This window comes from Citrobacter sp. Ce119 (assembly GCF_030334525.1).
Lineage (GTDB): Bacteria > Pseudomonadota > Gammaproteobacteria > Enterobacterales > Enterobacteriaceae > Citrobacter > Citrobacter europaeus.
The window spans coordinates 416,948-436,697 of record NZ_JAOWDR010000060.1 but is presented as its reverse complement, the minus strand read 5'-3'; the positions used below and the strand labels follow the sequence as shown (position 1 = coordinate 436,697).

The 19,750-nt window shown below is 50.4% G+C and carries 16 protein-coding genes; 8 read left to right on the top strand and 8 right to left on the bottom strand.

The window, feature by feature from the left end; all coding sequences use genetic code 11:
• Nucleotides 1-195: 195 nt before the first annotated feature.
• The 3 genes from serB to OGV80_RS22300 all read left to right on the top strand — a co-directional run bounded on the left by serB (nt 196) and on the right by OGV80_RS22300 (nt 4,756).
• Nucleotides 196-1,083: a phosphoserine phosphatase SerB gene (gene serB, locus OGV80_RS22310; protein WP_087052518.1), complete on the top strand. Its 888-nt coding sequence runs from the start codon at nt 196-198 to the stop codon at nt 1,081-1,083.
• 31 nt (nt 1,084-1,114) lie between these two features.
• Nucleotides 1,115-2,437 carry an MFS transporter gene (locus OGV80_RS22305; protein WP_286515775.1) on the top strand — a complete coding sequence of 441 codons (1,323 nt, stop codon included), beginning with the start codon at nt 1,115-1,117 and terminating at the stop codon, nt 2,435-2,437.
• A 333-nt stretch (nt 2,438-2,770) separates the two neighbouring features.
• Nucleotides 2,771-4,756: a ligand-gated channel protein gene (locus OGV80_RS22300; protein ID WP_043016965.1), complete on the top strand. Its 1,986-nt coding sequence runs from the start codon at nt 2,771-2,773 to the stop codon at nt 4,754-4,756.
• Between the two features lie 73 nt (nt 4,757-4,829).
• Here the strand turns inward: OGV80_RS22300 and lysP are convergent, their stop codons facing one another.
• Nucleotides 4,830-6,299 (bottom strand): lysine-specific permease, encoded by a 1,470-nt coding sequence (lysP, locus tag OGV80_RS22295; RefSeq protein ID WP_003027419.1) that lies wholly within the window; start codon nt 6,297-6,299, stop codon nt 4,830-4,832.
• A gap of 194 nt (nt 6,300-6,493) precedes the next feature.
• Nucleotides 6,494-7,375, bottom strand: a complete 882-nt coding sequence (yieE, locus tag OGV80_RS22290; RefSeq protein WP_080624919.1) for a DNA-binding transcriptional regulator YeiE — start codon at nt 7,373-7,375, stop codon at nt 6,494-6,496.
• A gap of 244 nt (nt 7,376-7,619) precedes the next feature.
• On the opposite strand from yieE, the gene OGV80_RS22285 reads away from it, so the two are divergent.
• From OGV80_RS22285 to OGV80_RS22275, 3 genes are all read left to right on the top strand, one after another.
• Nucleotides 7,620-8,669 carry a YeiH family protein gene (locus OGV80_RS22285; protein ID WP_043016967.1) on the top strand — a complete coding sequence of 350 codons (1,050 nt, stop codon included), beginning with the start codon at nt 7,620-7,622 and terminating at the stop codon, nt 8,667-8,669.
• A gap of 71 nt (nt 8,670-8,740) precedes the next feature.
• Entirely contained in the window at nt 8,741-9,598 is an 858-nt protein-coding gene (nfo, locus tag OGV80_RS22280) for a deoxyribonuclease IV (protein WP_043016968.1), read from the top strand.
• Between the two features lie 2 nt (nt 9,599-9,600).
• Nucleotides 9,601-10,689: a sugar kinase gene (locus OGV80_RS22275; RefSeq protein ID WP_087052517.1), complete on the top strand. Its 1,089-nt coding sequence runs from the start codon at nt 9,601-9,603 to the stop codon at nt 10,687-10,689.
• A 43-nt stretch (nt 10,690-10,732) separates the two neighbouring features.
• On the opposite strand, the gene OGV80_RS22270 is transcribed toward OGV80_RS22275, so the two are convergent.
• From OGV80_RS22270 to hypT, 4 genes are all read right to left on the bottom strand, one after another.
• Entirely contained in the window at nt 10,733-11,983 is a 1,251-nt protein-coding gene (locus OGV80_RS22270) for a NupC/NupG family nucleoside CNT transporter (protein ID WP_043016970.1), read from the bottom strand.
• A 96-nt stretch (nt 11,984-12,079) separates the two neighbouring features.
• The gene (locus OGV80_RS22265) at nt 12,080-13,015 is read right to left on the bottom strand and encodes a pseudouridine-5'-phosphate glycosidase (RefSeq protein ID WP_043016971.1); all 936 of its coding nucleotides are present in this window, start codon (nt 13,013-13,015) and stop codon (nt 12,080-12,082) included.
• The gene (locus tag OGV80_RS22260; protein WP_047409937.1) at nt 13,003-13,944 is read right to left on the bottom strand and encodes a pseudouridine kinase; all 942 of its coding nucleotides are present in this window, start codon (nt 13,942-13,944) and stop codon (nt 13,003-13,005) included. Before OGV80_RS22260 ends, OGV80_RS22265 begins: the two co-directional genes overlap by 13 nt.
• Before the next feature lie 303 nt (nt 13,945-14,247).
• Complete coding sequence (gene hypT / locus OGV80_RS22255; RefSeq protein ID WP_256145798.1) at nt 14,248-15,168, bottom strand: hypochlorite stress DNA-binding transcriptional regulator HypT; 921 nt, start codon at nt 15,166-15,168, stop codon at nt 14,248-14,250.
• 344 nt (nt 15,169-15,512) lie between these two features.
• Here hypT and cuyB point away from each other — a divergent pair, with 344 nt between their 5' ends.
• Together cuyB and OGV80_RS22245 are read left to right on the top strand one after the other, a co-directional pair.
• Nucleotides 15,513-16,232 (top strand): cysteate racemase, encoded by a 720-nt coding sequence (cuyB, locus tag OGV80_RS22250; RefSeq protein ID WP_043017952.1) that lies wholly within the window; start codon nt 15,513-15,515, stop codon nt 16,230-16,232.
• Between the two features lie 76 nt (nt 16,233-16,308).
• Nucleotides 16,309-17,607 carry an anaerobic C4-dicarboxylate transporter gene (locus OGV80_RS22245; protein WP_286515772.1) on the top strand — a complete coding sequence of 433 codons (1,299 nt, stop codon included), beginning with the start codon at nt 16,309-16,311 and terminating at the stop codon, nt 17,605-17,607.
• A gap of 61 nt (nt 17,608-17,668) precedes the next feature.
• Here the strand turns inward: OGV80_RS22245 and OGV80_RS22240 are convergent, their stop codons facing one another.
• Nucleotides 17,669-17,905 carry a YgdI/YgdR family lipoprotein gene (locus tag OGV80_RS22240; protein ID WP_043016974.1) on the bottom strand — a complete coding sequence of 79 codons (237 nt, stop codon included), beginning with the start codon at nt 17,903-17,905 and terminating at the stop codon, nt 17,669-17,671.
• 146 nt (nt 17,906-18,051) lie between these two features.
• Nucleotides 18,052-19,740 carry a PTS fructose transporter subunit IIBC gene (fruA, locus tag OGV80_RS22235; protein ID WP_043016975.1) on the bottom strand — a complete coding sequence of 563 codons (1,689 nt, stop codon included), beginning with the start codon at nt 19,738-19,740 and terminating at the stop codon, nt 18,052-18,054.
• Nucleotides 19,741-19,750 lie beyond the last annotated feature (10 nt).

The window sequence follows — 19,750 nt, the reverse complement described above, 5'->3', positions numbered from 1 at the left end:
CAAAATAGAATATACCGCCAGTAGCAACAGACCGTGACGTGTATATCAAAAACGATACCTTTCAGACTTTGTTTATTTTTTGGTATAAAAAACAATACTATTTTATCTTTTTTTTAACATTCACATCTGTGATAAAGCAGGATTCAATCGTCACCCCCTACTATTACAATAATCTTAATTTACAGGAGTGAGATAATGGCAATTATTTATTTTATTAGTGCAAAAGATCCTGAAAAACTTCAGGCATGGCTGCACAATACGTTTCTAAATACCGAGACCAAACAATATCCGTGCGCACTGGAACAGTTATCTATAGCCGCATTCAATAAACCGTATTTAAAATTATCAATACCCGATGAAGTATTCACCGATGACATATACAAAAAACTAAGGGCGACATCGTTCACTCAGCAATTTGATTTTTTCCTAAAACCGCAAATCATCCCGACGAACGGGATCATCGCCTTTGACATGGACTCGACGTTTATCGAGGAAGAAGGTGTGGATGAAATCGCCCGCGCGCTAGGCATCACCGATCGGATAACGGAATTGACGCAGCAGGCGATGGAAGGAAAACTGGATTTCAATAGCAGTTTCACTCAGCGCATCGGAATGTTAAAAGGAACGCACATCGATGTCATCAATGCCGTATGCGATCGGATGACGGCCTCTCCCGGCATCACCACCATTTTGCCACTCCTCAAACAGAAGGGATTTAAAACAGCGATCATTTCCGGCGGACTGGATATTTTCACCCGCCGTTTACAACAGAAATATCAGCTGGATTATGTATTTTCAAATACCGTTGCAATCAGGGATGGCATGCTAACGGATAATATTTCCACGCCAATCATGAATGCAGAAAATAAGCAGAAAACGTTGGCCATACTTGCCGACTCTCTACAGATACCTCAGCATAATATTATCGCCTGCGGTGATGGCGCCAACGATATCCCCATGCTGACGTATGCTGGCACCGGTATTGCCTGGCAAGCAAAACCAGCCGTCAGGAATTTAATTTCCAATCAGATTAACTTTCACGGATTCGAGTCGCTTTTGTTCTTTATCGAAAATGGATTATAACCCCACGAGCACTGTCTGAAGGGAAAATCATATGAGCTTGAAATCATTTATATTCAGCCAGGCTGATAAGCCGGTTGTAAAAGAAAAAAAAGAGATCGACCATACTTACAAAAAATTCAGAATAGAGATTATTACCTCAGTTTTTATCTCTTACGCCGTCTTTTATTTAACACGTAAAAACTTCTCAGCCGCCATGCCGGCCATGCTGTCAGATACCGCTCTGACCGCTGAAGATTTTGCCATCATGTCTTCACTGTTTTACATTCTGTATGGCTCAATGAAGTTTGTTGGCGGCATGCTGGTTGATAAAATCAACCCGAAAGCCATGACCGGCCCGGTGCTCATTGGCGTGGGGATCGTTAATATTCTGTTTGGTTTTTCCGACAGCGTTGCCGCGTTTTATGTGTTGTACAGCCTCAATGCTATCCTCCAGGGTACCAGTTTTCCGCCCATGGCAAAGATCATGGCATCCTGGTTTTCCAAGAATGAACGCGGACGTTGGTGGGCGGTCGTTGAAGCGGCGCATAATATTGGCGGTAGTCTCGCCCCACTGCTGACAAGTTTCGCGATTGTCTGGAGCGGTAGCTGGAAAATGGGTTTTTATGTGCCGGGCGCGATCTCCTTGCTGATGGGGGTCATTGCGCTCTTTACAATTAAAGACCGTCCCGGGACCTTAGGTTTGCCCAACGTTGGCGAATGGCGCAAGGATCCAACAGAGTTAGCCCAGGTTAAAGCCAGTCCGGTTAACCTCTCCTTTTGGCAGATTTTTGTTAAATATATCCTGATTAACCCGCTGGTGTGGATTATTATCATTGGCGATATGTCGGTTTATATTGCCCGCACCATCCTCAACGACTGGCCACAAATTTACTATTCTCAGGTACATGGCTGGAGCCTGATTAAAGCCAACTCCATTATCTCGTGGTTTGAAGCCGGAGGACTTGCCGGGGGGTTACTGGCGGGTTACTTATCGGACTTTATGTTTAAAAGTAACCGCTGGATGACAGGATTAATATTCGCATTAATGCTCTGCGTGTGTATTACCTTAATCCCACTAGTTCAGGATACTTCATATACCATTACGGCCATTCTCTTCACTATTATGGGTTCTGCCCTGTACGGCCCGCATATGCTTTTTGCCGTAGGTTGTCTGGATGTCACTCACAAAGATGCGGCGGGATCGATAACCGGTTTCCGCGGATTGTTTAGCTATGTTGGCGCGGCATTAGCAGGCGTACCGGTGATATTAGTAAAGAACAACTGGGAGTGGTCTGGAGTCTATCTCTATGCCGTGATCGCAATCCTGTTAACCACCTTGTCACTGGCCTTACTCGCCAAATTCCATCGGCTATAAGCCAGCCATAACAGGACGGTGGCGCCATCGCCGCTGTCCTTCAGTTAGGCTCTTTCAGCGTCAAAAAGGTGTCCTTCCTCTTCATTCCTCCATCATTCCTTCACTTTTTCTCCTTTTTTCTTTCCACATTATCCTGTTGATTAAAAAAGCTTTTATATCGAAAAAATATCAAACACAAATGATTTCTATTATCATTTGTGTTTACAAATATTCATACTTTTGTACAATCCATTCGCTTCTTTACTGAAAAGAGTCCTTAAAAGACAAATACATACAATTGTCATGGCCTTTCATATGACACGCAGTTTGATTCATTTAAATGGAATGATACAAATGACTATACCTCACGTTAAGGCTGTAGCTGCCGCAGTATGCGTCGCCAGTCTCCCATCACTCGGCCATGCCGCTGAACAAGACACCGTAGTCGTTACCGCTACCGGCTTCGAGCAGAAAATTCAGGATGCACCCGCGTCGATATCTGTTATTACCAAGCAGCAGATTGAGGACAAAGCCTATCGCGATGTTACCGATGCGCTAAAAGATGTCCCTGGCGTCGTCGTCACCGGCGGGGGGAGCAGCAGCGATATTAGTATTCGCGGTATGGCTTCGCAATACACGCTCTTCCTGGTCAACGGCAAACGCATTAGCACGCGCGGCACACGTCCTAACAGCGACAACTCAGGTATTGAGCAAGGTTGGCTGCCGCCGCTGGAATCCATCGAGCGTATCGAGGTAATCCGCGGCCCGATGTCATCCCTCTACGGCTCCGATGCGATGGGTGGCGTCATTAACGTCATCACCAAGAAAGTGTCGAATACCAAAGCCTGGACCGGCTCTCTGCACGGCGATGCCACCTTCCAGGAAGACAGAGATTCCGGCGATATTTACCAGACTAACGCCTATGCGTCTGGGCCACTGATTGACGGATTACTCGGCGCGAAGGTGACTGGCTTATTCTCCCACCGGGCCGAAGATAAAATCCTTAATGGCTACAATGAACAGCGTATGCGTAACGGGGGTTTAACCCTGAACTTTACGCCAGATGATAAAAATGACATCGACTTCGATTACGCGCGTGAACTGCAGGATCGCGACAGTACGCCAGGCAAATCCATGGCCGAGGAAAACTGCCGTAACGGGAGCTGTAAGCCCAACAGTAAAAGCGAAAACAAGTATGTGCACACGACGTATTCCCTGACCCACAGCGGTTATTACGACGACTTCAACTCCACCAGCTATGTCCAGCAGGAAGAGACCGACAACCCCGGTCGCCAGATGAAGTCTTATAACACGATTTTCAATAACCAGAACCAGGTCTTCCTTGGGGCGCACACCCTGACGTTGGGCGGGCAATATCGTTATGAAAAACTGCGCGATAATGGCAACCAGCTACAAGCGGCTGATGGACTGAACAAACTGACTCGCTGGAGCTGGGCGCTGTTTGCCGAAGATGAATGGGCCGTTACCGATACCTTCACGCTGACCGGCGGTCTGCGTATGGATAAAGATGAAAACTACGGCGACAACTGGACGCCACGCGGCTATGGCGTATGGCATCTGAGCGATCAATGGACCTTAAAAGGCGGCGTTTCTGCGGGCTATCGCGCCCCGGATCTGCGCCAGTCTTCTGCCAGTTGGGGACAGGTCACCGGCGGCGGTCGTCTGAACGGGATCATTGTCGGCAACCCGGACCTGAAACCGGAGAAAAGCCTCAGCGAAGAGATCGGTTTACTGTGGGATAACGGCAACGACCTCAATGCGGGCGTGACCCTGTTCAATACCGACTTCAAAAACAAAATCACCGAAGTTCGCCGTTGCAACAGCAGTTCCGATCCGGCCTGCACCATCGGCAATACCCATTATGACTTCGTCAGCGATCGCGTTAACGTCGATAAAGCCAATATGCGCGGCGTAGAATCCACCTTCGGCTGGAAAATCACCTCCGACGTCAACTGGACGGCGAACTATACCTATACGGAATCTGAGCAGAAAAGCGGTCAGTTCTCCGGCCAGCCGTTGAACAAAATGCCGAAGCATATGTTCAACACTACGCTGGACTGGCAGGCCACCCAGGATCTCGGTTTCTGGAGCCGTCTTAATCTGCGCGGGAAAACGTCTGAATACCTGAGCCGTACCTCCATGGCCCAGGGCACGCCGTCCTATACTCAGGTCGATGTTGGTTTACGTTACTATGCAACCAAGGATCTGTTGATGACCGCTGGCGTGTATAACGTGCTGGATAAACAAATCGATTACGATACCTACGACACCGTTCTTGATGGACGTCGTTACACGGTTGGCATGACTTACAGCTTCTAAGTCTGGCGCAATAAAAAAACCCCGGCACTCATCATGCCGGGGTTTTGTTTTTTCTGCCGTAGCTGGTTAAGAATTATTTCTTCACGCGACCCGGGAATTTCATTTCGCTATAACGAACAAAATGGGTTCCTTTCGTCAGCTTATAGCCAAACCAAATAATCAGGAACAGCGGGATACCGATATAGGTTGCCATCACGCCGCCCCAGTCAATGCTGTCTTTCAGGAACGCTTCGTAGTTCTGGCCGAGAGTGATAATCAGACACAGCACAAAGGCGAAGATCGGACCCAACGGGAAGAAGCCAGAACGGTACGGCAAATCCTTCACATCGTGACCCTGCAGCACATAACCACGACGGAAGCGATAGTGGCTAATGGCGATCCCCAGCCAGGCGATAAAGCCCGTCATCCCGGAGGTATTCAGCAGCCACAGGTACACGGTCTGGTTGCCAAACATCGAGGTCAGGAAGCACAGCCCCGCCACCACGGTGGTCGCATACAGCGCGTTACGCGGAACGCCGCCACGAGACAGTTTACCGAAAATGCGCGGCGCTTTACCGTCGCATGCCAGGGTGTAAAGCATACGCGTGGAGGCGTACATCCCGGAGTTACCCGCAGACAACACCGCCGTCAGGATAACCGCGTTCATCACCGCCGCCGCAGACAGCAGACCCGCATGTTGGAATACCAGCGTGAATGGGCTAACGCTGATGTCTTTCACGTCGTTGCGCAGCAGGCTCGGATCGGTGTACGGAATGATCAGGCTAATAATCAAAATCGCGAACACATAGAACAGCAGGATTCGCCAGAACACCTGACGTACCGCACGTGGAATATTCTTTTCAGGATCTTCAGATTCGCCTGCCGCGATACCGATAAGCTCCGTACCCTGGAAGGAGAAGCCGACGATCATCGCCACGCCAATCATCGCGGCAAAGCCACCGGCAAACGGTGCATCACCGGTCGTCCAGTTACTCCAGCCCACCGGCTGAGCGCCTTTGAAGATACCGAAAATCATCATCACGCCAACCACGATGAAGATAATGACGGTGGTAACTTTGATCAGTGAGAACCAGTATTCCGCTTCACCAAATCCGCGAACGGAAATGTAGTTCAGCAGGAAGATAACGCCGAGGAACAGTGCGCTCCAGATCCAGCCTGGCGTGTCCGGGAACCACCAGCTCATCACCAGCTGTGCGGCCACCAGGTCAACGGCAATCGTTACCGCCCAGTTGTACCAGTAGTTCCAGCCCAGCGCGAAGCCAAAGCCTTCTTCTACGTAGTTCTGACCGTAGGTGGAAAACGAGCCGGAAACCGGCATATAGGCAGCCAGTTCACCGAGGCTGGTCATCAGGAAGTACACCATCAGACCGATCAATATATAAGAGAACAACGCGCCGCCAGGACCCGCCGCAGAAATAGTTGCACCAGATGCAACAAAAAGACCTGTACCGATGGAGCCTCCAATGGCAATCATCGTCAGGTGACGCGCCTTCAGTTCACGACGTAGCGTGGGCGCTTCTGTGGTTTTAGTTTCGGAAACCATGTGAAAATGCTATCCATCCAAAAAATGAGGCGCGATTGTAGCAGACGAAATGGCATTCTTCCGGCACAAATACGCAGTTATAAGAGACCTTCATGACTGGCCGCGGATTATAAGTAAAGCAGAAAATGGGCGACGCAAGGCGGATAAAACGTAACCGCCAGCATGCTTAGAGGGACCTTTCGACAATCAGCGCTTTAATCGCCCAGTTCTACCTGGTCGCTGTAATGTAAAAAACGCGTAATGGCATTAGAGATATGTTTTTGCCGGTGATGAACGCGCCAGAGAGTGCGGACTAAACGCGGCAGCGGCACAGGAACTTCGCTCAACGTACCCGCCTGTAACTGCTCCGCTATAACCCGGCGCGACAAACAGCTGATCCCGAGACCATGGCGCACCGCATGCTTAATGGCCTCCGAGTTACCCAACTCCATTGCCATCTGAAATCTCGGCAGATGGGACAGCAGCAGGTAATCCACCAGTTCGCGCGTACCCGATCCTCGCTCGCGCAGGATCCACGGCGAAGCCGCCAGCTGTTCCAGCGTAACGGCCCCCTTTGTGAGCGGTGACGAGGGTGCGGCAAACACCACCAGCTCGTCTTCCAGCCACGGTTCAGAGATGATTTCCGTGTTGTGACACGGCCCTTCGATCAGCCCAATGTCTACCCGAAAATCCAGCACCGCATTGATTACGTCCTGGCTGTTGCCCACGCTAAGCTCCAGCGGCAAATCAGGGAAATCCTGGCGATAACGGGCGATCATGGCGGGCAAAATGTAGTTGCCAATAGTGCTACTGGCGTAGACCCGAATAGCACCATTATCTTCGCGAAAAAGCTGTTCGATTTCGATCGTTTGCTCAAGCAGCGCCAGCGCGCGTGGATAAAGCAAGCGCCCGTGCTCGTTGACCACCAGCCGTTTGCCCACACGGTCAAACAGCTGCACGCCAAGTTGCCCTTCGAGATCGGTTAGCGCCGCACTCACCGCCGACTGCGACAATGCCAACATGACAGACGCCTGGGTCGTTGAGCCGCTTTTTAGTACCTCAGCAAACACTTCAAGTTGTCGCAGGGTGATATGCATAGTCGTTTTCCACCGGATATCCGTTACTTATACCCTAAATAATTCGAGTTGCAGGAAGGCGGCCAGAGAGAGCATCCCCGGGAGCGTACTTAAGTACGTGACTGAGGTGAACGAGCGCAGCCAACGCACATGCAACCTGAAGTATGACGGGTATACCACTTATATAGATTAATTATAAATATATAATCAATTTTATTTTTAAACCACTTCGCCGTACTCTTTTACCCAGATAAAGGAGAAGGATATGACAGAACTCACCTTGCAGACTCATCGTCGTACAGCGTGGCATTTTATTCCGGGGCTCGCCCTGAGTGCAGTTATCACTGGGGTCGCCTTATGGGGTGGATCCATTCCCGCCGTCGCAGGTGCCGGGTTCAGCGCCCTCACCTTAGCTATTTTGTTGGGGATGGTTCTCGGCAACACCGTCTATCCGCACATCTGGAAAAGCTGTGACGGCGGCGTGCTGTTTGCTAAACAACATTTATTACGTCTGGGGATTATCCTCTACGGTTTCCGCCTCACCTTCGCGCAAATTGCTGACGTCGGCGTCAGCGGTATCGTGATTGATGTGTTAACGCTAAGCAGTACCTTTATGATTGCCTGCTTCCTGGGGCAGAAAGTGTTTGGTCTGGACCGCCACACCAGCTGGCTGATTGGCGCGGGGAGCAGCATTTGTGGTGCCGCCGCCGTGCTGGCAACCGAACCGGTGGTGAAAGCGGAAGCCAGTAAGGTAACCGTCGCTGTCGCTACCGTGGTGATCTTCGGTACCATCGCTATCTTCCTGTATCCGGCGATGTATCCGCTGTTGGCGCACTGGTTTAGTCCAGAAACCTACGGCATTTACATTGGCTCCACCATGCATGAAGTAGCACAGGTAGTGGCTGCAGGGCACGCCATTAACCCGGATGCGGAAAACGCCGCGGTTATTGCCAAAATGCTGCGCGTCATGATGCTGGCACCGTTCCTCATCCTCCTGGCCGCTCGCGTAAAACAACTGTCTCCGGCCACAGGCGGTGAGAAGAGCAAAATCACCATTCCATGGTTTGCCATCCTGTTCATTGTGGTCGCGATTTTTAACTCGTTCCACCTGCTGCCGCAGTCGGTAGTGAACATGCTGGTAACGCTGGACACTATTTTGCTGGCAATGGCGATGGCTGCCCTGGGGTTGACCACTCACGTTAGCGCGCTGAAAAAAGCCGGTGCCAAACCGTTACTGATGGCCCTGCTGCTGTTTGTCTGGCTGATTGTGGGTGGTGCTGCGATTAACGTCGCTGTCCACGCCCTGATGGCATAAACGATCACGACTCACCTCCATTAACCCGCTATACTCTCCCTTTTTGTATTTGAGTATGGCGGGTTAAATTTATGAAATATATCGGAGCGCACGTAAGCGCCGCTGGCGGTCTGGCTAACGCCGCTATTCGAGCCGCAGAAATCGAAGCGACCGCATTCGCCCTGTTCACCAAAAATCAGCGCCAGTGGCGTGCCGCGCCGCTGACCACCGACATCATTGATGATTTCAAATCCGCTTGCGAGAAGTACCACTATACTTCCGCCCAGATCCTGCCTCACGATAGTTACCTGATTAACCTCGGTCACCCGGTCAGCGAAGCGCTGGAAAAATCCCGCGATGCGTTTCTCGATGAAATGCAGCGCTGTGAACTGCTTGGCTTATCCCTGCTGAACTTTCACCCAGGCAGCCATTTGATGCAGATCCCTGAAGATGAATGTCTGGCGCGCATTGCCGAATCCATCAACATCGCCCTCGCTCAGACTCAGGGGGTGACGGCAGTTATCGAAAATACCGCCGGACAGGGCAGTAATCTTGGCTTTAAGTTTGAGCACCTTGCCGCCATTATCGACGGCGTCGAAGATAAATCCCGTGTCGGCGTTTGTATTGATACCTGCCATGCCTTCGCCGCCGGATACGATTTGCGTTCCGCCGAGGAATGCGAAAAGACGTTTGCGGAATTTGAACGTATTGTCGGCTTTAAGTATCTGCGCGGTATGCACCTGAACGACGCCAAGAGCGCATTTGGCAGTCGCGTTGACCGTCACCACAGCTTAGGTGAAGGCAATATTGGCCACGATGCCTTCCGTTGGATCATGCAGGACAATCGTTTTGACGGCATTCCGCTGGTACTGGAAACCATTAATCCGGATATCTGGGCAGAAGAGATTGCCTGGCTGAAAGCCCAGCAAACAGAAAAAGCGGTGGCATAATCATGAACGACAGGGAAAAGCAGATCCTTAAGATCCTGCGTCGCAATCCGTTGATTCAGCAGAATGAAATCGCCGATATTCTGCAGATAAGCCGTTCACGCGTCGCTGCGCATATTATGGATTTAATGCGTAAAGGTATGATCAAAGGTAAAGGTTATATCCTTACCGAACAGGATTATTGCGTGGTTGTTGGGGCGATCAATATGGATATTCGTGGTGTGGCAGACATCCATTATCCTCAGGCCGCCTCTAACCCTGGCAGCATTCACTGCTCGGCAGGTGGCGTAGGACGTAATATCGCCCACAACCTTGCGCTGCTGGGTCGTGATGTCCACTTAATTTCCGCTGTTGGCAGTGACTTCTATGGCGAAACATTGCTGGAACAAACGCGTCAGGCTGGTGTTAACGTTTCCAGTTGCATACGTCTGCATGGACATAACACCTCAACTTACCTGTCGATCGCTAATCAGCAGGAAGAGACCGTACTGGCAATCAATGATACCCATATCCTGCAACAATTGACGCCGCAGTTGTTGAACGGTTCGCGAGATTTGATTCGTCATTCCGGTGTTGTACTGGCAGATTGCAATCTCACCGCCGAAGCCATTGAGTGGGTCTTCACTATAGCTGATGATATTCCGGTATTCATTGACACCGTTTCAGAGTTCAAAGCGGCAAAAATGAAGACCTGGTTTACGCGCATTCATACGTTGAAACCCACGCAAAAAGAGCTGGCGATTCTGTGGGGGCAACCTATCTATTCAGATGCCGATCGCATACTGGCCGTCAATAGTCTCCATCAACAGGGGGTAAAACGGATCTTTGTCTGCCTGGAAGATGAATCCGTGTTTTGCAGCGAAAAGGACGGGGAACAATTTTTACTGACCCCTCCTGAGCATACGGTTGTTGACAGTTTTGGCGCCGATGACGCATTTATGGCGGGATTACTGTACAGCTTTCTGGAAGGGAGCGAGTTTCGTGAAAGCGCTCACTTTGCCATGGCCTGCGCGGCGCTATCGCGAGCCAGCGTCAGTATCAACAACCCAACCCTCTCAGCAGATAACGCCTTGTATTTGCTACAAACAGCTTAAATGTCATGCCGGATGGCGCTACGCTTATCCGGCATGATTCTCGCTATGCTATACCGATAAAGAAACCGGCTATGGTGGCGCTCATCAGGTTTGACAACGTTGCTGCTGCCAGCGCCCGCATTCCAAGCTGCGCGATTTCCGGGGCTCGCTGGGGTGCTATCGCCGAAAACGCGCCGACAACAACGCCAATCGAACCAAAGTTAGCGAAACCGCACAGTGCAAACGAGATAATCGCAATGGTCTTCACATCCAGTGTCCCGCCGGTTTGCAGATACGGTGAGAAGTTGAGATACGCGACAAACTCGTTGATTGCCAGTTTCTGTCCGATCAGGCTACCTGCCAGCGTCGCATCGCTCCAGTCCACCCCCATAATCCACGCCAACGGGGCTAATACATAACCAAAGATCCCTTCCAGAGTGGCGTGTCCAAAACCAAACCAACCGCCAATCCCGCCGATAATGCCGTTAATCAGTGCGATAATGGCGACAAATGCCATCACTACCGTCGCCACGCCAGCGGCAATTTTCAGCCCGGTCATCGCCCCGCTCGCCGCTGCCTCGATGATGCTTTTCGGCGGCGTTTCAGTAAATGACAGATTCTCAAAGGTGACTTGGGATTCTTCAGTTGCCGGACTCAACATACGCGCGAACAAAATACCGCCCGGGATTGCCATCAACGATGCCGCCAGCAGGTAGTCAATCGGAACGCCCATTCCAGCGTAACCAATCATCATTGAGCCAGCAATCGAGGCCATCCCACTGCAGATAGCGGTAAACAGCTCATTGCGATTCAGCCGGTCAATAAACGGTTTCACGATTGCCGGGATCTCGTTTTGCCCGAGGAAAATCGTGGTAACTGCGACAAATGACTCGATTTTACTGATGTTCAAGGCTTTCTGGAAAATACCGCCGAGGATGCGGATCAACAGCCCCATCACGCCAATGTAGTAGAGCAGACTGATTAATGCAGTCACAAAAATGATGGCCGGGAGCACACGAAAGGCGAAGATAAACCCGGCTCCGTCAAACAACACATCCATTTTTGGCCCGACCAGGGAGCCAAAGATAAATGCGCTACCCGCATCACTATATGACATTACCTTGTGGACACCGAGAGCGGCCTGTTCAACCAGCCATTTTCCCGGTGGGAAATACAGCATGATGCCGCCAATTGCAATTTGCAGTACCAGTGCTGCTCCGACCGTACGCAGACTAATACGCTTTTTATTTACTGACAGCAGAAACGCGATGGCCAGTAATACCACCATACCCACTACACTTCTCATTATATCCATAATGAAATTCCCTTCATGCCAGGAAACCCGGCGTTATCGCCAGGTTTTGGTAGGTTTGATATTCGCGGGCGACCGCATGCTGCCCGGAAAATTCTGTCAGGCGAGACGTTGATACTCCTTCGCAATTTCACAGGCCAGTACCGCGTTGTTGAACACCAGTTGAATATTTGATTTCAGGCTGTCACCACCGGTCAGCTCCGCAACTCGCGCCAGCAGGAACGGCGTACTCTCTTTGCCCACAACCCCCTGCTCTTCCGCTTCTTTCACCGCCCGATCGATTGCCGCATTTATTTTCTCCTCTGCCATCGCAAACTGTTCTGGGATTGGGTTCGCAACAACCAGACCGCCGTCAAGACCCGTTTGCCATTTCACCGCCATCGCTCGGGCAATCTCTTTTGCGCTGTCCAGACGGATACTGACCTCAAACGGACTGGTACGGCAGAAAAACGCCGGCAACGCGTTGGTCTGATATCCAATTAATGGCACGCCAAAAGTTTCTAAATATTCGGTCGTTAAACCGAGATCAAGAATAGATTTCGCTCCTGCACAAATAACCGTGACATTGGTATGCGCCAGTTCTTGCAGATCTGCAGAAATATCAAAGGTATGTTCAGCACCACGATGAACACCACCAATGCCTCCCGTTGCAAATACTTTAATTCCAGCCAGTGCGGCAATAATCATGGTTGAGGCAACAGTCGTTGCACCATTTTTTCCTGCCGCGACCACAAACGGTAAATCACGACGACTGACTTTAGTAACGCTATGACCTTCTCTTCCAAGCAATTCAATTTCATCTTTGCTTAAACCAACTTTCATTACCCCGCCAATAATGGCAATGGTTGCAGGAACTGCTCCATGCTTACGAATAGTTTCTTCTACTTCAATCGCTGTCTGGGCATTTTGCGGGAATGGCATACCATGAGAAATAATGGTTGATTCAAGTGCAACAATCGGTTTTTTACTGTTTAATGCTTCCTGTACTTCTGGAGATATTTGTAATAATTCAGAGGAAAGAGTTAATTCAGACATTCTGTGTTCTCCACTATTGAGCTAACATTCGCAACAGACAAATCAGGATTATTGGTATATTCACAGGCTAACGCCATTGATGAACAACCCTGAGCAAATCGAACCGAATCAATAAAAGGCATACCGTCTAGCCAGCAGGAAGCCAGTCCAGCCATCATTGCATCGCCTGCCCCGGTAACATTAATGACGTGAGTTTTAATCGGCGGCGACCAACCACTATTCCCCGTAATATCGCTGTAATAAACGCCGTCCCCCCCCATGCTGAGCACCAGCCGATTTAAGCCGCGATCGTGAAACCACGCGGCGACGCTGCCAACGTCATCACGCCCGGAAAGCGCAATACCACTCAGCGTTTCGGCTTCAAGGCGGTTTGGTTTGAGGGTGTGGATTTGTCCCAGACGCTCGCGAATTTTGACGCACTTCCATGCCGACACAGGGTCAACAAACACCGGAACATCCCCGGCATTTTCCAGTACCCATGCCATGGCGTCTTCGCTGATATTGCAATCGGCGACGATCACTTTCGCCTGCCGAATAAAATCATAATGCTGCGATAAAAACGCTGCTGAAATATGTTCGGTAATGCTCATATCATTAATGGCCACCAACATTTCGCCGGTGTTATCAAGCAGTGATAAATAACTGGATGTATTCTCTCCGGAAACGATAAGGCACTTATCAACATGAACTCCGGATTGATTGGTTTGCGCCAATAACGATTGCCCGTAAAAATCATTACCAACCGCCGTTAGCAGCCAGGAATTTTTACCCAATAGCGCGAGATTATGTGCAATGTTACGCCCAACGCCTCCTGGGGTGAATTTTATCTTCCCTGGATTTGAATCCGCATAATTTAGAGAAGCATGCGAACACCCGGCAACATCCATATTGGCCGAGCCAATAGTTACTATGTATTCCTTTTCACGCATAGCACGTCCCCTGGCAATTAACTTGCCACAAATGAGTTCGTTAAAAATAACCAACGCCACACACCAGGTTATTAGAGCAAATGTTCACTATCAAACATGTGTTCATAGTAAGCGTGTTTTTGATAAAGTAAATCCATCTGCAAGACCTAAAACCAATAGATATGAACAGAATCACAATTTTTTATAGATACAGTTTGTCAGGAGGAGAGAAAATGAGAGGTAGTACACAAATCAAGCAGGATGAAAAGTATCACTCCGGCATAACCGGAGATTTTTCAGGTGTGCCCGGTGAACAGGCGCATATCAGGTAAGCGAAACCAAATCTTCCGGCATATGGTTGTACAAAATCCGCCAGAAGTGCTCTGCGGTTTTATTTAACCGGGTATCCATCCGGTAAATGTAAGCCTGAATAGGCACCATCAACTCCGGCGTCTGCAGACAAACCAGCCGCTTATCACGCAGTTCGTTCACGATAGTCCATGCCGGCAGCCAGGCGATACCATGCCCATCCAATGCCATATTTTTCAATAACTCACTCATTGAGGACATAAACAGCGTACGAGCTGAGATACCGCCCACTTCCGCCAGATGACGGTTTACCAATCTTCCCATGTATGATGTGCTGGTATAATTCAGAATCGGCGCCTGCGGCTGATAGATATCAAACAACGCCTTACCCTGCGCATCAGCAGCACATACGGGATACAGTTCAGACTCAAAAACCTTCAAGCCGCAGAAAGGTGACTGCATTAAGTCCTCATCCCGAAAGGAGAAAATAAAATCACTTTTTCCCTCGCGCAGAGTATTCACCGCCTGAACCACATCAATAGCTTCGACGTGCCAGACAAACTCCTCCCCCCAGGCCGCCATTGAGTGCACTAATCTGGGCAACATCGTCAGTGACAAAGAATGTGCTGCCGCTATTTTGATATTGGGTACCCCAAGCAGATTGTGGCCGCTTAGCTCATCCAGATTGCACTCCAGCTGTTGCAGCAAGCTACGGGTTTGCGAATGGAATAGCTTGCCCTCCTCCGTGAGTTGCAGTGGGCTCGTCGTGCGATCAAAAAGCAGTACACCCACGGCAGATTCCAGCGCTTTGATCCTCCGGCTAAATGCCGGTTGAGATATGTTGCGCTCCTCAGCCGCCTGGGAAAAATGACGACACGCTTCCAGCGTCAGAAAGTCATATAACCATTTTGTCTCAATGTTTTTCATGCCTGTCACACAGATATTTAAATATGCCAATGAGTCTTCAGCATCATGCCTGAATATTTGCGCGGATGACATTCATCAACAGCACCTGGTGATTCGTTTTTTGCATCATACCTTCGTTTTTAACATTAACATGTTTCTCTCCCAATCGGCCACAATCGCTTCTCCACCGCAATACGTCAGGCCTATGGCTCAAAACCAGCCTGCAGAGGTGGCAAAACAAATCGCAGCTATGCGGTTTTTGCATTAAACCATACATTATTGCATTTCTCCTCACGTCTCACTGCTGTTAAACATTATCTACAGACACACCCCTGCTCTGAATATTAATGATCGGTGAAATTGAGGTATATATTGTGAAAGGTTTAATTGGCGTATTAGGTGGTATGGGGCCTGCTGCAACGGTCGATCTATTTAATAAATTCGTTACTTTTACTGCAGCACAGCGCGACCAGGAACATATCCCGTTAATTATTTCCTCTATCCCGGACATACCTGACCGAACCGATGCGTTAATGCATCATGGTCATTCCCCACTTCCGGCCATGCGCGATTATATGCATAAACTCGAAGATGCTGGCGCCGAGTGTATTGTGATCCCCTGTAATACCGCCCACTTTTGGTTTAATGAATTAAAAGAGTGCTGCCATACAGAACTGCTCAGTATCGTTGAAACGACCATCAACGAGGTTAAAAACTGTGGAAAAACGCGTATCGGACTGCTCGCCACCAACGCCACATTGTACATGGGCCTCTATCAAAAAGGCATTGAATCTCTTGGGCTAACCTGCATCAGTCCTGACTCTGCCAGTCAGGAAAAAGTGATGGAAAGCATCTATTGCTTAAAGGCCGGTGATGCTAAGCGGGCGCAAGTATTGATGAATGAACAAGCTCAAGCACTCTTCTCACGCGGTGCACAAGTCATCGTACTGGGATGTACTGAAGTTCCCGTCATACTTGCTGAAGCAATCAAAACGTCACCTGAAAAATATATTGACTCAACCGGTTCGTTAGTTCGTGCCGGTATTAAATGGTACGAGAAACGCGTTGGCAAAAATCATCTTTTGGCACAATGAAAGCCAACACATGGTTAATTATTGCATTAAATAAACATCCATTTTAATAACGAATTATTCTCTGGCGGAGGCCATTATGATTTGGCTGGAAATTATCGTAGTGTTGGGCGCAATATTTTTTGGCATCCGCCTCGGCGGAATTGGTATCGGTTTATGTGGCGGACTGGGACTGGCTATATTAACGTTGGGATTTGGGCTGCAAATTGGTTCTCCCCCCGTTGACGTTATTCTCATTATTATGACAGTGGTAGTGGCGGCATCAGCGCTACAGGCCGCCGGAGGTATGGATTATCTGGTTCGCGTTGCCGGTAATTTCATGCGTCGTAATCCTAAGTATATCAACATTATTGCGCCGATCATCACCTGGTCGATGACCATTATGGCGGGAACAGGATTTATCGTCTTTTCGACTCTGCCGGTAATTGCCGAAGTTGCCAAAGAGTCAGGTATCCGCCCTTCCCGTACGCTCGCAGGATCCGTAGTCGCCTCTCAGGTGGCGATATCCGGTTCACCGATCAGTGCCGCAATGGCGGCGATGCTGACCATTATGGAAGGCAACGGCGTCAGCTTTATTCAGGTCATGGCGGTATGTCTGCCAGCCTCGTTTGTCGCCGCGATGGTCGCCGCTTTTATCGCCTCACGTCAGGGATGCGAACTACAGGATGATGAAGTCTATCTGGAGCGCTTGCAAAAAGGTTTGGTGCGTAAATATGAAGGGCAGAACAGCACCACGCCGGGAGCCAGATTATCAGTCGCCCTGTTTATGCTGGCAACGGTCGTCATCGTTATTCTTGCCGCATGTCCTCAACTACGCCCCGGATTCGATGCAGGTAACCCAATGAATACCCGGGATATTATCATTATCTACATGCTGGCTGACGCGTGCCTGATGGTGGTGCTGTGCAAAACATCAACCGACGCGATTGTCCTGACATCCACGTTCCGTGCGGGTATGAGTTCGCTGGCGGTCATTCTGGGGATTGTTACGCTGGGCACAACTTTCATTGATGCCCACTTAACGGGAATTAAGGATATCGCGGGCGATATTCTACGGGCTTATCCAATGCTGCTGGCGCTGGTGCTGTTTGGTACCTGCGCGCTTCTCTATTCGCAGGGAGCTACCACGCCGCTGATTATCCCTCTCGCCGTCGCGCTCGGCGTACCCACATGGGCGATTCTGGCTTCCTACGTAGCAGTAACTGGCGTGTTTGTTCTACCAACTTACCCCACTTCGCTGGCGGCCATGGAGTTCGACACCACCGGGACAACGCGCGTGGGTAAGTATGTCTTAAACCATCCGTTTATGTTGCCAGGGCTTGGTGGGATCATCGCGGGCGTTGCCTTTGGTTTTATCATCGCGCCAATGATTGCCTGACCCGTTTGATCCAGGGGTGCGAATAAATTTCGCCCCCTGAATGATTACATATCTGGCCAGCTCACCACATCAAAACCGTCTTACCTTTATCTATTTGCTTCACATCGCTGCTCTTAATCACGCGGTGATAGCCATAGGCGTCAGCGTATTTTGTCAGTCCTGTCCCGGAGTCTTGCTCAGGCTTTCCTTGCGTCTCTATCGTTGAACCTGACGTTGTTGTCATCACCCAGGTGGTTGAGCACCCCGTAAGCAGCAGTGTCGCGAGTGACAGAGAGGCAACAATGAGCGTTTTTTTCATATTCGATTTCCGTGATCAGTTTGATTTAAGGGCACTTTATCGAATTTGCTTAAGGCTGGATGGATTATTGTGGCGATGCTGCAACGGTATGGGTAAATGCATAAAAAAGGGGCAGAGAAGTCTCTGCCCCGGCTATCAACGTTTAATCAGGCTGCCTTTGCCATAACCTCTGCTTCCGGGCGTTTCAGCACCGCGTAGGAGAGACCGGCGACCAGCGTACCGGCAATAATAGCCAGCAGGTATCCTACCACCGGCGTGATTGCGCCAGGGATTAACAGCACAAACAGACCGCCATGCGGCGCCATCAGCTTAGCCCCTACCGCCATCGAGATAGCACCGGTAATCGCGCCGCCAACGATACAGCAAGGCAGAACGCGCATTGGGTCACGGGCAGCGAACGGGATTGCCCCTTCGGTGATAAAGCACAGGCCCAGCACCAGCGCAGCTTTACCGCCTTCCTGCTGAGCTTTGTCGAATTTACGACGCGCAACCAGCGTTGCCAGACCCAGCGCCAGCGGAGGCACCATACCTGCCGCCATAATGGCCGCCATCGGCGCATAGGTTTGCGTACTCAGCAGGCCCACACCGAAAGCATACGCCGCTTTGTTAACCGGACCACCCATGTCGGTACACATCATGCCGCCAAGAATCGCTCCAAGCAGTACCGCATTCGCTGTACCCATGGTTTGCAGCCAGTGGGTCAGACCTTCCAGAATGCCGGCTACCGGTTTACCGATCAGGTAGATCATAGCCAGACCCACCACCAGGCTTGAGAGCAGCGGAATGATCAGGATCGGTTTCAGCGCTTCCATACTCTGTGGGAGTTTCAGCTTCGTGCTGATGAGCTTCGCCACATAACCGGCAAGGAAACCGGCAATAATCCCGCCAATAAAGCCAGAACCGGTGCTCACCGCCAACATACCACCGATAAGACCTGGCGTCAGACCCGGACGGTCAGCGATAGAAAACGCGATATAACCCGCCAGAACGGGCACCATCAGCGCAAACGCTGAACCGCCACCAATCTGCATCAGCGCCGCTGCCAGCGTCCCCTGCTCTTTGAACGCTTCAATACCAAAAGCGAATGAGAGTGCAATACACAAACCACCGGCAACCACCATCGGCAGCATGTAGGACACGCCTGTCAGCAGGTGACGATACGCACCCGCGCTTTCTTTCTTACCTTCTGTTGCTGAAGCCTGTGCTTTACCGGTTGGCTGGTACGGCGTTGCTTCTTCCAGCGCTTTGTCCAGTTCCTGCTTGGTTTTCTTCAGCGCAAGGCCAGTAGAAGTACGGTACATGGGTTTTCCGGCAAACTTCGCCAGATCAACTTCAATGTCAGCCGCTACAATCACCAGATCCGCCTGAGCCACCTCTTCCGGCGTAATGGCATTGCCTGCGCCAACAGAACCTCGGGTTTCAACCTTCACCCACCAGCCACGTTTTTTCGCTTCTGTTTCAATAGCTTCAGCGGCCATAAACGTATGGGCTACGCCGGTCGGACAAGCCGTCACCGCCACCACGCGTTTTGGACCACTGCTGGCCACAGGCGCTGTCGCAACCGGGGCGCTGTAAGGTTTTGCATGGCCTTTCGCTTCGCTGAGGAAGAGTTCCGGATGCGCTACCGCACGACCAATGTCGCCCAGCCAGACCTTTTTGCCGTTCAGCGAACTGTCGGCAGGAAGCGTGTCGCCCAGAACAATTGCCAGTTCGGCGTCATTAGGATTATCAATAATTTCCAGATGTGCTTTCTGCGCCGCCGCTCCAAGCAGGGTTTTCGCCATGTAAGCGCGAGCCTGGCCGAGATTAGCGTCAATAATCAGCAGCGTTTTCATTATGCCTCTC

What these genes read in the sequence shown, in the direction of transcription:
- OGV80_RS22270 (WP_043016970.1), bottom strand. Translation starts at nt 11,983, where the DNA reads ATGGATATAATGAGAAGTGTAGTGGGTATGGTGGTATTACTGGCCATC.
- fruA (WP_043016975.1), bottom strand. Translation starts at nt 19,740, where the DNA reads ATGAAAACGCTGCTGATTATTGACGCTAATCTCGGCCAGGCTCGCGCT.
- OGV80_RS22305 (WP_286515775.1), top strand. Translation starts at nt 1,115, where the DNA reads ATGAGCTTGAAATCATTTATATTCAGCCAGGCTGATAAGCCGGTTGTA.
- yieE (WP_080624919.1), bottom strand. Translation starts at nt 7,375, where the DNA reads ATGCATATCACCCTGCGACAACTTGAAGTGTTTGCTGAGGTACTAAAA.
- OGV80_RS22300 (WP_043016965.1), top strand. Translation starts at nt 2,771, where the DNA reads ATGACTATACCTCACGTTAAGGCTGTAGCTGCCGCAGTATGCGTCGCC.
- serB (WP_087052518.1), top strand. Translation starts at nt 196, where the DNA reads ATGGCAATTATTTATTTTATTAGTGCAAAAGATCCTGAAAAACTTCAG.
- OGV80_RS22275 (WP_087052517.1), top strand. Translation starts at nt 9,601, where the DNA reads ATGAACGACAGGGAAAAGCAGATCCTTAAGATCCTGCGTCGCAATCCG.
- OGV80_RS22240 (WP_043016974.1), bottom strand. Translation starts at nt 17,905, where the DNA reads ATGAAAAAAACGCTCATTGTTGCCTCTCTGTCACTCGCGACACTGCTG.
- OGV80_RS22265 (WP_043016971.1), bottom strand. Translation starts at nt 13,015, where the DNA reads ATGTCTGAATTAACTCTTTCCTCTGAATTATTACAAATATCTCCAGAA.
- OGV80_RS22245 (WP_286515772.1), top strand. Translation starts at nt 16,309, where the DNA reads ATGATTTGGCTGGAAATTATCGTAGTGTTGGGCGCAATATTTTTTGGC.
- lysP (WP_003027419.1), bottom strand. Translation starts at nt 6,299, where the DNA reads ATGGTTTCCGAAACTAAAACCACAGAAGCGCCCACGCTACGTCGTGAA.
- OGV80_RS22260 (WP_047409937.1), bottom strand. Translation starts at nt 13,944, where the DNA reads ATGCGTGAAAAGGAATACATAGTAACTATTGGCTCGGCCAATATGGAT.
- nfo (WP_043016968.1), top strand. Translation starts at nt 8,741, where the DNA reads ATGAAATATATCGGAGCGCACGTAAGCGCCGCTGGCGGTCTGGCTAAC.
- OGV80_RS22285 (WP_043016967.1), top strand. Translation starts at nt 7,620, where the DNA reads ATGACAGAACTCACCTTGCAGACTCATCGTCGTACAGCGTGGCATTTT.